Annotated in this window: 14 protein-coding genes and 1 tRNA gene; 4 read left to right on the top strand and 11 right to left on the bottom strand. The window is 47.9% G+C overall.

The features are described 5' to 3' along the window. Positions 1–11 precede the first annotated feature (11 nt). A complete protein-coding gene (locus tag MARGE09_RS17870) occupies positions 12–1523 on the bottom strand; it encodes a sigma-54 interaction domain-containing protein (RefSeq protein ID WP_236984299.1) in 1512 nt (503 codons plus the stop codon). Between the two features lie 376 nt (positions 1524–1899). Here MARGE09_RS17870 and MARGE09_RS17875 point away from each other — a divergent pair, with 376 nt between their 5' ends. Continuing rightward, the gene (locus MARGE09_RS17875) at positions 1900–2547 is read left to right on the top strand and encodes an HAD family hydrolase (protein WP_236984301.1); all 648 of its coding nucleotides are present in this window, start codon (positions 1900–1902) and stop codon (positions 2545–2547) included. A 91-nt stretch (positions 2548–2638) separates the two neighbouring features. On the opposite strand, the gene MARGE09_RS17880 is transcribed toward MARGE09_RS17875, so the two are convergent. The 3 genes from MARGE09_RS17880 to MARGE09_RS17890 all read right to left on the bottom strand — a co-directional run bounded on the left by MARGE09_RS17880 (position 2639) and on the right by MARGE09_RS17890 (position 3661). Continuing rightward, positions 2639–3109: an HAD domain-containing protein gene (locus tag MARGE09_RS17880; RefSeq protein WP_236984303.1), complete on the bottom strand. Its 471-nt coding sequence runs from the start codon at positions 3107–3109 to the stop codon at positions 2639–2641. A gap of 93 nt (positions 3110–3202) precedes the next feature. Next, entirely contained in the window at positions 3203–3358 is a 156-nt protein-coding gene (locus MARGE09_RS17885) for a hypothetical protein (RefSeq protein ID WP_236984305.1), read from the bottom strand. Between the two features lie 48 nt (positions 3359–3406). Continuing rightward, entirely contained in the window at positions 3407–3661 is a 255-nt protein-coding gene (locus MARGE09_RS17890; protein ID WP_236984307.1) for a hypothetical protein, read from the bottom strand. 356 nt (positions 3662–4017) lie between these two features. Between MARGE09_RS17890 and MARGE09_RS17895 the strand changes: the two genes are divergently transcribed. Together MARGE09_RS17895 and MARGE09_RS17900 are read left to right on the top strand one after the other, a co-directional pair. Beyond that, on the top strand, positions 4018–4248 hold the full coding sequence (locus MARGE09_RS17895; protein ID WP_236984309.1) for a hypothetical protein: 231 nt from the start codon (positions 4018–4020) through the stop codon (positions 4246–4248). Positions 4249–4274: 26 nt separating this feature from the next. Continuing rightward, on the top strand, positions 4275–5468 hold the full coding sequence (locus MARGE09_RS17900) for a tyrosine-type recombinase/integrase (protein WP_236984311.1): 1194 nt from the start codon (positions 4275–4277) through the stop codon (positions 5466–5468). A gap of 569 nt (positions 5469–6037) precedes the next feature. Here MARGE09_RS17900 and MARGE09_RS17905 read toward each other — a convergent pair. From MARGE09_RS17905 to fliE, 7 genes are all read right to left on the bottom strand, one after another. Beyond that, positions 6038–6114 (bottom strand) — tRNA-Pro (locus MARGE09_RS17905). A gap of 162 nt (positions 6115–6276) precedes the next feature. Next, positions 6277–6735, bottom strand: coding sequence for a flagellar export protein FliJ (gene fliJ, locus MARGE09_RS17910; RefSeq protein ID WP_236984313.1), 459 nt, complete (start codon positions 6733–6735; stop codon positions 6277–6279). An 84-nt stretch (positions 6736–6819) separates the two neighbouring features. Further along, positions 6820–8175, bottom strand: a complete 1356-nt coding sequence (fliI, locus tag MARGE09_RS17915) for a flagellar protein export ATPase FliI (RefSeq protein ID WP_236984315.1) — start codon at positions 8173–8175, stop codon at positions 6820–6822. After that, positions 8168–9346, bottom strand: coding sequence for a flagellar assembly protein FliH (locus MARGE09_RS17920; RefSeq protein WP_236984317.1), 1179 nt, complete (start codon positions 9344–9346; stop codon positions 8168–8170). Before MARGE09_RS17920 ends, fliI begins: the two co-directional genes overlap by 8 nt. Beyond that, positions 9346–10377 carry a flagellar motor switch protein FliG gene (fliG, locus tag MARGE09_RS17925; RefSeq protein WP_236984319.1) on the bottom strand — a complete coding sequence of 344 codons (1032 nt, stop codon included), beginning with the start codon at positions 10375–10377 and terminating at the stop codon, positions 9346–9348. Before fliG ends, MARGE09_RS17920 begins: the two co-directional genes overlap by 1 nt. A gap of 15 nt (positions 10378–10392) precedes the next feature. Beyond that, positions 10393–12087 carry a flagellar basal-body MS-ring/collar protein FliF gene (gene fliF / locus MARGE09_RS17930; RefSeq protein ID WP_236984321.1) on the bottom strand — a complete coding sequence of 565 codons (1695 nt, stop codon included), beginning with the start codon at positions 12085–12087 and terminating at the stop codon, positions 10393–10395. A 19-nt stretch (positions 12088–12106) separates the two neighbouring features. Continuing rightward, entirely contained in the window at positions 12107–12466 is a 360-nt protein-coding gene (gene fliE, locus MARGE09_RS17935) for a flagellar hook-basal body complex protein FliE (protein WP_236984323.1), read from the bottom strand. 204 nt (positions 12467–12670) lie between these two features. Here fliE and MARGE09_RS17940 point away from each other — a divergent pair, with 204 nt between their 5' ends. Then, positions 12671–13897, top strand: a complete 1227-nt coding sequence (locus MARGE09_RS17940; protein ID WP_236984325.1) for a GAF domain-containing sensor histidine kinase — start codon at positions 12671–12673, stop codon at positions 13895–13897. Positions 13898–14001 lie beyond the last annotated feature (104 nt).

Consider the following 14001-nt stretch of genomic DNA (forward strand, 5'->3'; position numbering starts at 1 on the left):
TGTGCCAATTCTTAAATAAGATTCAACTTCTTCATTTTATTCTCTAGCGTTTGGTAGTTATTCAAGCCTAGCAACTCCGCCGCTTTGCTCTTTTTACCTTGTGCAGCGTCCAGTGCCAGGGGCACGTAATGCCGTACCACATCATCACAAAGTTCATTTAAATCAATACCTTGAGACACATCCATATCGAGTATTCCCGCCTTGTGCGGCGTAGTGCTTATCAACGCCCCTCGAATATCTTCATCCGACAAGGTATCACCACTGTGCCATAGGGTGGCGCGCAGTAAAGTCGCTTGTAGCTCTCTTACATTGCCTGGCCAAGGGTGACCTTGAATAAGTTTTCTTGCTTTAACGGAAATTTTCTTATGTTTTTCGCCTTTGCTTTGCGCTTTATCTTTTTTAGCACTGGCGTTAGTCTCGCTGGCGATTTTACCTAAGATATTGTTAACAAGTAGCAGTAAATCGCCAGAACGCTCACGAAGCGGTGGCAAGTGAAGCACACCAATGGCCACCCGGTAGAACAGATCTTCGCGAAACCGCCCTGCGGCCACTTCATCCATTAAGGTTTTATTAGTCGCCGCGATAATTCGCACGTCAGTAAATTTTGCTACCGTTGAGCCAACCTGAGTATAGGTACCCTCTTGCAACACCCTTAACAAGCGAACTTGAGCATCCAGCGGCAACTCGCCGAATTCATCGAGAAACAACGTGCCGCCATTGGCATCACCAAAAAAGCCTGAGGCGTCCTTAATTGCACCAGTAAAAGCCCCCTTGGTATAACCAAACAGCGTTGCATCAATAAGATCTTTCGGAATAGCGCCGCAGTTGAGTACAAGCATCGGTTTGGCGGCACGCGCACTGGCATTGTGAATAGCCTTGGCGAACAGCTCTTTACCGGTACCCGTTTCGCCGTAAATAAGTACCGGCACATCGCGCTGGGCCAAGATGGCAGCTTTTTGCTTAAGCGTTGCCATTACCGCACTTTGCGAAAGGATATCGTCAAAAGCCGCGGTATTAGGTGCGAGGCCCGCGAACAGGCCCTCCAGTTTTTGATCCTGGCGTTTTGAAATGGCAGGCAGGAAGTCGGCGGCGATATCGAAAGGGATATCTTCGATCTGGACACCCTGCTCTCGAGAGGCTTGCACAAAACGCGCAGCGTACTTGGTTTTACCCACCAGAATGGAGACGGCAGACATAGCCGGCGTGCCAGACGTTAATTGAATGGTGAACTGAGCGTGCTGGTGTTTTTGACTCAGCTCACTAAGCACGCCATCGAGCGCGTGATAGATATCGCCAAAATGAATCGGGCTTTTCAGCTTAACTGAGTGAAGCACGATGTTATCGACAACGCCCTCTATTACGCGCAGAAGCGCTTCTGTATCGCGCTTGGGGTAGCCAGATAACAGGTGGACCTCTTCAAAAAATTCGGCTTGTAAAATACGGTGCAACGGCCCAGGCGAACCGGGGGTGCCGGCACAGTCGCAATCCGCCTTACCCACCCATGAAACAAGAATCGAGGACATAAAATTATTTGCTTATCGGTAATTATTTTTATGAAGTATACCCAACGACAAGCTACTGACTAGCCCTATTTGGCCCCCAGAAACACCAAGGGCAACCTAGTGGCGCATAAATAGGGACGCACAAACAAACACGCTAGCGCTTCGCCTGCCCCATACAAAATGACGCATGCATTCAGAGCCGTGAATCTGCATACATCATGGTAATGCTTCGCGCAGCGAAACTATTTTTCGCTGGGAGCAGGAAACAAAACCGAAGTATGGTCGCGCGGCAACTCAAGCCATTCAACCAGTCATCAGAATCAATAAAACATTGCGCACAGCCGGCAGAAAATAGGCTTAAAATAGCAACGCTACTTTCGCCAGGACACCCCACCCCATGAACACCCCACCTTTAACGATAAAACCTAAATTGATGGTTTTTGACCTGTTTGGAACGCTAATTTGTCCAGGCATTTATCGCCACCCTTTTCGTAAACTCCTTATATGGGCTCGCAATAACGGTCGCCGGCCAACATCGTCGGACGCTCGCACGATAATGACTACGCCGGGATCTATTGACGACATCGCTAGCGCACTGGGCATCACAGTCCCCCAGTCACTTATTGAGGAAATAAGTAACGATATCGTCAAAGAGGTTGAATGCACATCTCTTTACAATGATGTTGAGAGCACACTCGAAAATATTAAAGCACTCGGAATTGACCTGGCTCTTTGCTCAAATTTGGCCACTCCCTATAGCGCCGTAATCGATCGTCATTTAGCCAATTTTAGTTTTGATCTTTCTTTGAGCTGCGAGGTGGGCGCCGTTAAGCCGGAATTTAAGATTTATGATCACGTTATTAGCTTAACATCAGCTTCACGCGATGAGGTTTTGTTTGTTGGCGATACCGTAGATGCAGACTATACGGGACCCATCGAATTTGGATTTTCGGCTTTGCATTTAAACCGTACCTCACCAACTGCAGGTGGTAGTATCAAAAACTTAACGGAAATTTCTTATTTAATTAATAAAACTTGTGAGTAGATGTACGATAAAAAAGCCTTTAAATAAACATCAAAATTAAAAAGCGCTCCTTTTTTATAGCGCACCTTAATATGGAAGCCGTCACTCAGCACTACAACATTAGGCTAGCGCAGGCTTTGAACAACGCAGTTTTTTGAGAGAGCCGACTCTTGAGCAGCGCCAGAACACCATCATCGAATCCTGAATCCGGCTCACAAGGGAACAACACTCCATCCCAAAACCCCTCGTACAGATCCGGCTGATCATCTAGCGCCATAAAAGGTGTTTCGCCCTTCTCGGCATATACTTTAGCCATGTAAGCGATCACCCCACCACCTCGAGCATTCTCATCATCCAGTACCGGCATAACCTCAACCATATTAGCAGGCAACTTGAGCTTTTTAGCGATTGAGGCGCGATCCATCACCAGGCGCCAGCTAGAGGTAACAACGATTTTGAGGTTACCGTCAGTTAAAGCAACGACTTGGTAAAGGCTGCCTAAAAGGTGATTGGACAAAACATAATTATTGGGCTTAGAATCGGGCCGCAGCACGCCATCAATATCAAGAAATAGGTAAAGCATAAGATTTTCTCGCAGCAATAAACGAAATTTAGCGCATTCACTAAGGACCGCTCGTAGCGATTGCTAGAGCGCGCCTTAATAAAAATAGACGCCTTAAAGGGAGTAATCTAGAAACGCTCGCCAGATAAAAGCCATTACGAACCAAACCGAAACCCAGCCAATACACCGAAGCAGTTTTCGCCACTTAGGTAAAGGCGCGTGAAAATATTCTTGACCATTCAGCTCTTCAAAATCGTATTGCTGACTCATACTCACCTCACATCGATTGGTAAAATCACCTTTAACTAATGGGTACCTCTAACGCTGGTTCAATGCCCGCGACCAAAAATGTACCTCCCCGGTCGACCACGCTATACGGAGCATAAATAGCATCAGGGGAATGAAAGGGGTAGAAAAAATTGCCTCTAGCATAACGTCACCCGCTCTAAGGTCGTAACCTAATTCGATGATTGAATACCAACCTAAATAACGCCCTAGCTCAAGTAACGCTTCGCCGCACTGAACCTGAAACCAAGGTACCCCAAAGAAAATAATTGCCACAAGAATAACCATAACTTTTTTTACCCTTTGATAACTTTCATTACCTATCTTAAAGAAAACGAAAATTAAATAAAGAATTTCCTTAGGCTATTTATTCCTAATAAATTTAAATCTGCAAACATTCTGATCATCATTTAAGTTACACACCAGTTATTTAGTCGCCACGAAATAAAAAATCTGAAAAATAAACCCATTAAGGGTATGCGCATTAAAAAAGTGCTAAATAATCATAAAAACTGTTGCGTCGTTCGTTTTTTGCACGATACAATTTAACCATAGCGTACAAATCAAACCATAAAAATAATAATGATGATTACGTTTTTACCGACCAATAGCGGCCAGCTTTTACCTTTGCGGGAGCCGCTAAAATGAAACTACTAAAGCATACCGTGCTAAATGCACGTTATTTTGCAACAGGAAGCCGTCCCGCCAAGAAAGCATGGCGAGACGCCGTAGAACGCAGCGCAATCAATGGATTGATACTGGACGGAATTGTTTATATTGATGAGGATGAATTTTTATCTCGACAAGATTTAGATAAAAATTTAGCCGAAAAAGAAGTAACACCTAATTTTGAATTTATTGATCTTCTCGCATAAAAAATGTTTCACGTGAGAAGAGTATTATGGCCAGACCTAGAAAACCTCGGTTTTTCGAGGGTGTTCAGCTTGCTGATAACCTATATCGTGATAACAAACGACGACAAGGTTATTGGTGTTACCTATTACCCAACGGCAAGAAAAAAATATTTCAGTGCGACTCTGTTAATCTGGCGAATGAATATGCTAGCAACGCAAATAGTCGACGCGAAACCTATCGGCCCAAGAAAAACCTCCAAGCACTCACACCGCTCGGCCACAAAGCCGCCGATTTCATCGCGTACCGAGAACAAATAGATCCTGACCTGAAGCTCATTCGGAGTTGGGAAAATCGCTGCTACGCATTGCACAAATTTGCCAGAGGCTTTAGCAAGCCTCCCAGAGACCTTACCCGCGGAGAAATCCAGCAGTGGTGGGATACACTCAGCCATTTCGAGCAGAAATTACGGCACGCCGAGTTTAGGAAGTTTTTTAACTTTTTAATGGGTAATAACTTAACGCCCAAATTGGCTTACAACCCATTTACAACCTCTGACGAGCGCCCACGCTTATATGCCAAATCTCGACCAAAACGTAAACGCGCGCGGCTCGACATTAAAGGGTTTTGGGCAATCTATACCGCCGCTGGCGAACTTGGCTACGAAGGGCTTCAGGTTGCCATGGGCCTTTCGCTTGTCACTTTTATGCGAGAGCAAGATATTCTGTCGTTGCGCTTTGATGAACATTGTAACGACGGGTTTCTGCAACGCACCATAAGCAAATCGGAAGCTCAAAGAGGCTTCGCACGCGCATCGAGACTTCAATGGCATATTGAAACGCACGTGTTGCTAAAGCCGCTATTGGAAAAGGCCAAAACGTCTGCGCTGCGCAATGGCAACTGCCCTTATCTGGTGAGCCATATGCCGAAGAAAATTTATAAAAGCCGTAACAAAAAGCATCACGCTCAACTCACAAAAGAGCGATTAGGCGAGCAATTTAGGGATGCGAGAAGCGCTGCAGGGCTATGGTCAACTCACCCGAATCCACCTACATTCCATGAGATTCGTTCGCTTAGCGACGCCATGGCCAGCAAAGCGGGTATTGACATTTCAACCATTCAACACGCCATGGCGCACGGCAACTCGGCAATGACAGCACTGTATCAGGCTAATCACGACCTACCTTATGAGGAGGTTGCGGTGGTGTTCACACCTGAGATGCTAGATGGAAGATTCAGCTGAATCCGATCCGCTGGCAAGCTACGAGCCTGCCAGCATTAAGAGACACCCGATACACTACTTAGGGGCGGGCACTAAATAACTTGCCATTTTTGACTTCCTGGGTGCACGCTTGCCTTCGTTGGAAATATTTGCAATAGCCAGCTATTACGCCATATTTTCACCTTGCCAAGCAAGTACCCACAAACCCAAATTCCAGCAACTTATTCCGTGCCCGCCCCTTAACAACATGTAGAGACCTCCAAACCCTTCCATCTTAAACACGACTTCCGTGTCTGCTACAGGAGAGTCGCGAAGTTGATTGTCCGACGATAATGCGCCAGCATTGAAACTCGCCAGTTTCCGGCAAGGTTCACAACAAAATACCCTCGCCCAAACTCTACTCTAGTAGCAACGCAGACTTTGAGTCGGTGCTTCATCTCAGCTGGAACTTAATCGGTAGAGAGATTTTTCTCCGGACACAAAAAAGGCCCGCCGAAGCGAGCCTTTTTTGAACGTGACTGGAGTTTTTCCCCACTTGCGGAAATAGTTTTTCCCCAGTTAGTGATCACCAACCGTGAACACTAAGTGTTTGGTCGGGACAGCAGGATTTGAACCTACGACCCCCACACCCCCAGTGTGGTGCGCTACCAGACTGCGCTATGCCCCGAGATTGGTATAACTACCCAAAGACCAAGTCTGTCGACCGCAAGGTTGCCGCCTTGATCTGGGCGCGAATATTACGCCAATCATTTGAATTTGCAAGCATTTATTCCGACTTGATTTGCCCTAAACATAGCAAGCACCTAGCCGGCAACCTTTAGCACTAAGGTTAATGCAGCTTAGCGTGGGACTCCGAACGGACAAATTGTTGCTGCGCCCACTCGTCCAGTAGCTTTTCTTCTTTTTTATCGGCTTGGGCTTGGGCTTCGTCACTCATGCGCTTAACCAAATCTTGCATGGCGCGCTGTTTGAGGTGGGCTTTTTGCCAGAGTGATTTCTTATGCTCGACGTCGCGCTCGTTTTGCGCGATGAGTAACCGCTGCTGTGATTGCGCTTGTGATAACTGGCCTACAAAAGCACGCTGACGCATTAGCTGCTCTGATGATAGCCGCAAATTACCGGCTTCGTTCGCGGCTGCGTAATCGTTTAAGTAATTGAGAATATCATCGAGTTTATGTCGCTCTGAAGCGAGCCGCGCTTTGGCATCGGCGAAGGTATTTGCCGCGGACTCTACGTCTTTTTCTGCAAGCTCTAGAATCAAACTCATTCGCTTTGTTTTATCTGACATGCGTACTCTCCTGCGAGATTAGCAACGCCTACCTGCGTGCAACTTAAATTACAGCTCCGTCACACAAAGATACGCGCCCTACCCCTAACTTTTGGCCTGAACTGGACCGGCGATAACATTTTTAAGATGAGCGGCACTCTCGGCATACTGCGCCTTTTGAGTAAGCCCCTGGCTAATAAACTGGATAAGGTGCGGGTGCCGCTCGATGGCCCGATCAATGGTTGCATCGGCGCCAGGTACATAGGCCCCCACTGAAATTAAATCTTTGTTTTGACGATGAGCAGCCAATAGCTGCTTGAAGTTTTGCATCATTTTAAGCTGCTCTGGCGGCACGATATTGGGCATTACACGGCTGATCGAGGCCTCTATGTTGATTGCGGGGTACACCCCCTCCTCGGCCAATTGCCGCGACAATACGATATGACCATCCAGAATAGCCCTCGCAGAATCCGCTATCGGGTCTTGTAAATCGTCGCCTTCGGTCAGCACGGTATAAAAGGCTGTAACCGAGCCCTGCCCTTTGGCGCCATTGCCGGCGCGCTCCACCAATTCGGGTAAGCGTGCAAACACCGAGGGCGGATACCCTTTTGTGGCCGGCGGCTCGCCGATGGCTAAGGATATTTCGCGTTGCGCTTGCGCGAAGCGGGTAAGCGAATCCATTAACAGCAGCACTTTTTTGCCTTCGTCGCGAAAGTGTTCGGCTATGCGAGTTGCCAAATAGGAAGCCCGCAAACGCATTAAGGGCGCTTCGTCGGCGGGGGCCGCTACGACCACCGAGCGCTTAAGGCCCTCCTCACCTAAAATATGCTCGATAAATTCCTTTACCTCACGGCCGCGCTCACCAATCAAACCCACAACCACAACATCCGCTTCGGTGAACTTTGTCATCATGCCTAAAAGTACACTTTTACCGACACCACTACCGGCAAATAGCCCCAAGCGCTGGCCCTCGCCCACCGTAAGCAGCGCATTAATTGCCCGAATACCCACATCTAGCGGAGTAACAACCGGCTCGCGATCCATTGGGTTAATAGTTTGCGGTTTAATATCGAGCGTGGCATCGCCCTCTAGCGGCCCCTTACCGTCTAAAGGGTGCCCCAAACCGTTGATAATTCGCCCTAAGCTTGCCTCACCTATGCGTATGCGGTCAGCGCCATTAACCGGTTTTACCACCAAGCCCGGCTTTAGCCCTTCTGCCGCTCGAATAGGCATAAGGTAAGTCGTGCTATCACTAAAACCGACAATTTCCGCCTCTACAGGCGAGCGCCCGGGCCGAATAATTTCACAATAGGTGCCCACCGGCACACTTAGTCCCACAGCCTCTAATGTTAAGCCCACCATTCGCGTTAGCCGCCCGGCCGCTAGAGGTAAGCGCTCGAAACTGGCATATTGCCGCTTGCCGGCTAAGCGTTCGCTAGCGCTGATAGGAAGGTCAATCATCTACTGCACGCCCTTCGCCTGCTGGCGCTTGTGATTCAGGCCTTACTGGCCCTTGGGCTTGATCCGCTTGTTTTTCTAGCGGCGCCTTAAGTAATTCTTCCTGTGCCTCAGTGTCTGACCCGCCACCGGTTACACCTTCTTTTTTATTTACCTCGGGGCCCTCACCATCTCTCCAATCATCGCGGCCATCATCGCCCCCCTCACCCTCTGCCCCTTTATTTTCTGGCTGAGGCGAAAGCGTGGAGGCCTCTGCCTGCGCTTGCTGGGGAACCTCTGCGGCAATAGCTGCTTGCGGCTCTTTTGGCTGGGAAATTGGCTGGGAAACAGGCTCCCGCTCGAACGATGGCACCTCGCTTGTTGCAGCGCTGCTATCAAAGGGTTTATCAGCCAACGCAGCGACAAACTCATCAAGCCGCGCAGCTACCGAGTAATCAATATAGCTATGCTCGCTTTTTACACTGCAACTGCCACGCGTAAGCGAGGCATCCTCGTGAATCACATCGGCAGCTATCGGTTGCGGTGCGTAATCGCGGTAGGCATTGGCGTCATCAGGGTGAAGGTACAGGGCAATATTTTTTTCGACAGGCGGTAAGGCCTCTAGAGCACGATCGACAACGGCAATGATCTTGCGCGAATCTAATTGCAACTCTTGTTGAAGAATATGCTTTGCCAGCCCCAACGCTAAATCCAACGTGGTATCTGCGAGTGCTTGCTGCTGATGCTCAAGCGGCGAAAATAACGCTTCGCATAACTGCTGCAAGTGCTGCCCTTGCTCTTTTAGCCACTGGCCATGCTCACTTTCTGCCTGCTCAGTGCCTGCTTTTATGCCCTCGCTGTAGCCGGCTTTTCGGCCATCCAGCTTGCCTTGTTCTAAACCTTCGGCATAACCTTTATCAAAACCATCTTGCTCTGCCGCTTGTGTAATTTCTTCTAGCTGCTGAGCGGTTACCCCTTTAACCTGCTCGGGCTCCGGAGGATCAACATCTTCACTAACAACAGGCGATTCTGGTGCCGAGCGCTTATTTTGCTGTGCCTTATTTTTGCCCGCTTGGGTTTTGCGCTTGCGCTGCTCGTCGCCATTAATAACCTTGCCATTAACTTCAGGCAACAGCCACGATTTAGCACTTGCGATATCCTCAAAAGGAATGCGTCCTGGGGGCTGAGCACTCATTAAACCATTGCCTCACCACCGCCGCCGAGCGAAATATCACCCGCATCGGCCATGCGGCGGCATATTGCCAAGATTTCTCGCTGCGCCGTTTCCACTTCAGATAATTTAACCGGTCCTTTAGCTTCCAAATCATCGCGCATTAATTCGGCAGCACGCTTAGACATATTGCCAAATACTTTTTCTTGTAGATCTTCGTCGGCACCTTTTAAGGCAGTAATTAATAGTTCTGAAGACACCTCGCGCAAAATAGCCTGTATACCGCGGTCGTCTACATCTTTTAAATTCTCGAAGACGAACATCAAATCGGAAATTTGCGTACCCATATCTTCGTCAACTTCTTTAATCGACTCCATTAACTCATTAGCAATAGAGCTATCCAAATTATTGACAATTTCAGCCGCCGTTTTAAAGCCGCCAATATCTTTAGTCTGCGAACCGGCGTTACCAGAGAATTGCTTCTCAAGAATATCGTTCAACTCTTGTAAGGCGCTCGGCTGCACTGTATCGAGCGATGCAACGCGCATCATTACATCTAAACGCACTTTTTCAGGGAAGTAAGCCAAAATTTCTGCAGACTGATCAGCATCCAAATACGCCAATACAATGGCTTGAATTTGCGGGTGTTCGTTGCGAATAATGTCGGCAATAGAACGCGCTTCCATCCATTTAAGCGTATCCAACCCGGTGGTATTGCCACCCATTAAAATGCGATCGATTAAGCCATTGGCCTTATCCGACCCTAATGCCGTTACCAACATATTGCGAATATAGTTATCTGCCCCCATACCCAAGCCCGTTTGGGTGCGCACTTCATCCATAAAATTGGCAATCACCACTTCCACTTCGTACTGCTGTACGTTTTTTAGCTGGCTCATCGCCGTACCCAAACGCTGAACCTCTTTTGGCCCCATATGTTTAAGCACTTCTGCCGCGGTGGACTCACCCAACGACATTAACAAAATCGCAGCCTGATCCAGCTTGGGCAAATTAACTTTTTTGGCTTCTTCCTGTGCCGGCGGGTTATTAGGCATTATTAATCCTCGGCATTATTCTTCGTTAATCCAACGTTTTATTACTTGCGCTACACGGCCTGGGTCCTCTGCAACTAAACCTTTTACAGCATTTAATTGCTGCTCGTAGCTTTCTTCTGGGCTGGGCAAGGCCATGGCATCACCACCGGTTAAGGTAACGGTTTCATCACTTAGTGAGTCGAACGAATCCACACCTGCCGCTTGCAATGCCGCTAGCTCTTTTGCTTCATCTTCTGCTCGCGCTTTTAAGCCCGATTGCGCCAAACTTTTAAGTACCGGGCGCAACAAACCAATAATTAATAAGCCAATAATAAATACCCCAGCCAATTGCTTGGCCAGCGTTTTAAACCACGCCGTTTGATACCACGGCATGGTGTAGTCGAGGGTATTTAAATCATTGATAAAGGATTCATTCAGAATATTGACGCTATCACCACGCGCCGCCGAAAAACCAACCGCATCGCGCACTAATATGGCTATGCGCTCTAACTCTGCATCAGTCCAGCGCGTGCGAACTAGCTCGCCAGTTTCTGGGTTTGGTTGCATTTTATCGTCGACAACTACCGCCACAGATAACCGCCGCACGCGCCCTTTTTCATGCTTGGTATAACTAACCGTACGATCCAGTTCATAGTTGCGGACAGCTTGCTTGCGTGAATTAGACGGGCTTGCACCACCGCCTTCGCCATCTTGTCCGTTGGCAACTTCAGGGGCATTGCCTCCATCCGGTGGCTGATTCGTTAACGCCCCAGGAATCCCCATTGGGCCGCCTGCGCCCTTGCGCAACTCTTCTACCGTTTGCTCGCTGCGTATTGCCGGTAAGTCTGGATTGAAAGATTCTTCGGCTTGCTCAACCTCGGTAAAATCTAAATCAGCAGCAATTTCTGTTTTAAATTTTCCATCGCCAATAATGGGGGTTAACAAGCGGCGAACCCGCAAAATAATATCGTTTTCTACTTTTTTGGTGTAATCCAAATGCTGAGCAGCAATTACCAGCCTCTCGTCCTCTACCCCAACAGATAACAAGTTGCCTTTCTGGTCGACCACCGTGACGTTTTCAATTTTTAATTCGGGAATGCTTGAGGCCACTAAATTGGCAATACCCTTAACTTGGCGCGTTTCGATATTGCGCCCAGGGAATAAATCTAAAAATACAGAGGCCGACGGCTCGCGCCCATCACGCACAAATACAGAAGCTTTAGGAATGGCGAGGTGCACCCTTGCACCTCGAATTGAGTTAATACTAGAAATAGTGCGCGAAAGCTCTCCCTCTAAGCTTCTTTTATAACGCGCCGACTCCATAAACTGGCTGGTTCCAAGCGGCTGCTCCTGATCAAGCAGCTCAAAGCCAATTGATTGATTCCCCGGAATTCCTCGTTCCGCTAATTTTAAGCGCGCCTGATGCACTTTATCGGCAGAGACCAACAGCGCGCCCGTTTTCGGGTCGACCTTGTAAGCGATATCATTAAAATCGAGGATTTCACCCACTTCGCTACTATCAAGGCGGTCCAAGCTGCCATACAAGGGTTTGTAATCGTCGCCCTGCGTCCATAGCACCACAGCAAAACCAATAGCCACACTGGCTGCAATGCCAACCATTAAGCCAGCTTGCCGAACCAAATTCAGATTATTAAAGCCTTCAATTAAATCGCTTTTAACACCACTGGATTTAACCTGTACTGTTTCACCTGCTGCTTCTGCCGTTGCCATTTAACGCTACCTCACACCATTAAATTGGCATATTCATGACGTCTTTATAAGCCTCAACAAGCTTATTTCGGACTTGGGTCGCCGCTTGAAAAGCAACGCTGGATTTTTGCGATGCGATCATTACTTGGCTGATACTCACATTGGGGTCACCTTGAATATAAGCTTTTGAAACCGCGCCAGATTCTTGTTGAATATTATTCACCTTATTAATTGCTTGACTAAAAACATCACCAAAATCAACGCGATTTTTATTTTCAACAGGGTTGATTCCGCCAGGGCGAATGCCATTAGCGCCCTCCACGCCGCCAAAAGCCTGCGTTTGCGATTTAATGGAGCGCATCTCTGTCAATAAACGATTAATGTCAACACGATCTGTCATTGTTCTACCCTGCCAAAGGTTTGGCGTTTTTACCCTTACTACACACAAGAGCACAAAGCAGGCCAGAAACTTAAACACCGAGGGATACGATAAATTTCAAGCGACAAAAAGCTACCCAATAAAGCTACTTATCCTCACATCACAAAACCCGCAAGCGTTGACTATAATTGGCTACATAGCCAACACTACAAACTTGGATTCGCCATGGACTACCCCTCTTTTATAGAAGATACGACTTACATCAGCATGGATGCATCCGCCAGCGAAAACGAACAACTACGCGCCATGCTAAGCAACCTAACGCGCATCCATTTACTAACCGCTAGCCGATTTGAAAATTTTGACGACCTGATTCACGAATATTTAGTCTCTGGTATAGAGGTGTTTGGGTTAGAAACAGGTATTGTTAGCCGCATTGTTGGCAACAGCTACACAGTATGTGATGTGATAAGCCCACTAGACGTACTCGAAAAAGGACAGGAATTTGGGCTGGAAGACACTTACTGCCGCGAAGTCATTAAAAGCCAACAGGTTTTAGGCTTTCCACAAGTGGGGGCTTTAGAATATATGCGGTGCCACCCGGTATACGAAAACCTTAAGTTAGAATCCTATTTGTCAGCGCCTATTTTTGTGGCTGACGAACTGTTTGGCACACTAAATTTCACCTCTGTATCGGCGCGCGAAAACGGCTTCTCCACACACGAAAGAAACCTTATTGTGTTAATGGCCAACGCCATTGGCGCCTTCATTCTTTTGCGCAACAAAGAGGATCACCTGCTGGCCCTTAACCAAAAAATGAAACGCTTTGTTGGCTACGTAGCGCACGATTTACGCAACCCGCTAGGCACTATTATCGGGCTAACTAAAATGGCAACAAAACCCAACGCCTCGCCCGAAAGAATCCAACAAATAGCGCAAAAGATTGCACGCCCGGCTGAAAACGCTCTCGAATTTGTGAATACCATTTTAGAGAACGCCGCGCTAAGCACCGGCAAAATTGCGCTGAGCAAAACCCAAGTTAATGCCAAGCAGTTAATCGAAGAGGCCCAGGATGCCGTGGAACACTTTGCAGCCGAGTCAAACATTACAATAACGCTGGATGCTCCTGATCAGGCTGCGCTGCTGTGTGACAAGCATCGCCTGCATCAAACCCTAACCAACCTACTGATTAACGCGATTAAATACTCGCCGGAGAACTCTCTTATTCAATGTTCTGCAACTCCCCTTGAAGGCGGCACTCAAATACAGATAAAAAACCCAACGTCCCCCGAAACACAACAAGGCCGAAGACTTGATGGGCAGGTCTATGGAAGTGTTGGTTTCGGCCTCGACATTGTTCAAGAAGTATTAAAAGCGCACGATAGCTCGTTAGCCATAGATGAATCACCCGAGACCTTCATCGCCAGCTTCACTCTACCGGTTAGTCACTAGATGCGCTAAACGTTACTCTTCTTCACGCAGCGCTACCTCTGCCGCACAAACCTAACAGATCAAAAAATAGGCGAATCAATGCATGCGCAACCACTGTGTGGCGC

It is taken from the genome of Marinagarivorans cellulosilyticus (assembly GCF_021655555.1).
Taxonomy (GTDB): domain Bacteria; phylum Pseudomonadota; class Gammaproteobacteria; order Pseudomonadales; family Cellvibrionaceae; genus Marinagarivorans; species Marinagarivorans cellulosilyticus.

Bases quoted from the DNA above. Each gene is read 5' to 3' on its own strand.
- MARGE09_RS17870 (WP_236984299.1), bottom strand. From the start codon at position 1,523: ATGTCCTCGATTCTTGTTTCATGGGTGGGTAAGGCGGATTGCGACTGT.
- MARGE09_RS17875 (WP_236984301.1), top strand. From the start codon at position 1,900: ATGAACACCCCACCTTTAACGATAAAACCTAAATTGATGGTTTTTGAC.
- MARGE09_RS17880 (WP_236984303.1), bottom strand. From the start codon at position 3,109: ATGCTTTACCTATTTCTTGATATTGATGGCGTGCTGCGGCCCGATTCT.
- MARGE09_RS17885 (WP_236984305.1), bottom strand. From the start codon at position 3,358: ATGAGTCAGCAATACGATTTTGAAGAGCTGAATGGTCAAGAATATTTT.
- MARGE09_RS17890 (WP_236984307.1), bottom strand. From the start codon at position 3,661: ATGGTTATTCTTGTGGCAATTATTTTCTTTGGGGTACCTTGGTTTCAG.
- MARGE09_RS17895 (WP_236984309.1), top strand. From the start codon at position 4,018: ATGAAACTACTAAAGCATACCGTGCTAAATGCACGTTATTTTGCAACA.
- MARGE09_RS17900 (WP_236984311.1), top strand. From the start codon at position 4,275: ATGGCCAGACCTAGAAAACCTCGGTTTTTCGAGGGTGTTCAGCTTGCT.
- fliJ (WP_236984313.1), bottom strand. From the start codon at position 6,735: ATGTCAGATAAAACAAAGCGAATGAGTTTGATTCTAGAGCTTGCAGAA.
- fliI (WP_236984315.1), bottom strand. From the start codon at position 8,175: ATGATTGACCTTCCTATCAGCGCTAGCGAACGCTTAGCCGGCAAGCGG.
- MARGE09_RS17920 (WP_236984317.1), bottom strand. From the start codon at position 9,346: ATGAGTGCTCAGCCCCCAGGACGCATTCCTTTTGAGGATATCGCAAGT.
- fliG (WP_236984319.1), bottom strand. From the start codon at position 10,377: ATGCCTAATAACCCGCCGGCACAGGAAGAAGCCAAAAAAGTTAATTTG.
- fliF (WP_236984321.1), bottom strand. From the start codon at position 12,087: ATGGCAACGGCAGAAGCAGCAGGTGAAACAGTACAGGTTAAATCCAGT.
- fliE (WP_236984323.1), bottom strand. From the start codon at position 12,466: ATGACAGATCGTGTTGACATTAATCGTTTATTGACAGAGATGCGCTCC.
- MARGE09_RS17940 (WP_236984325.1), top strand. From the start codon at position 12,671: ATGGACTACCCCTCTTTTATAGAAGATACGACTTACATCAGCATGGAT.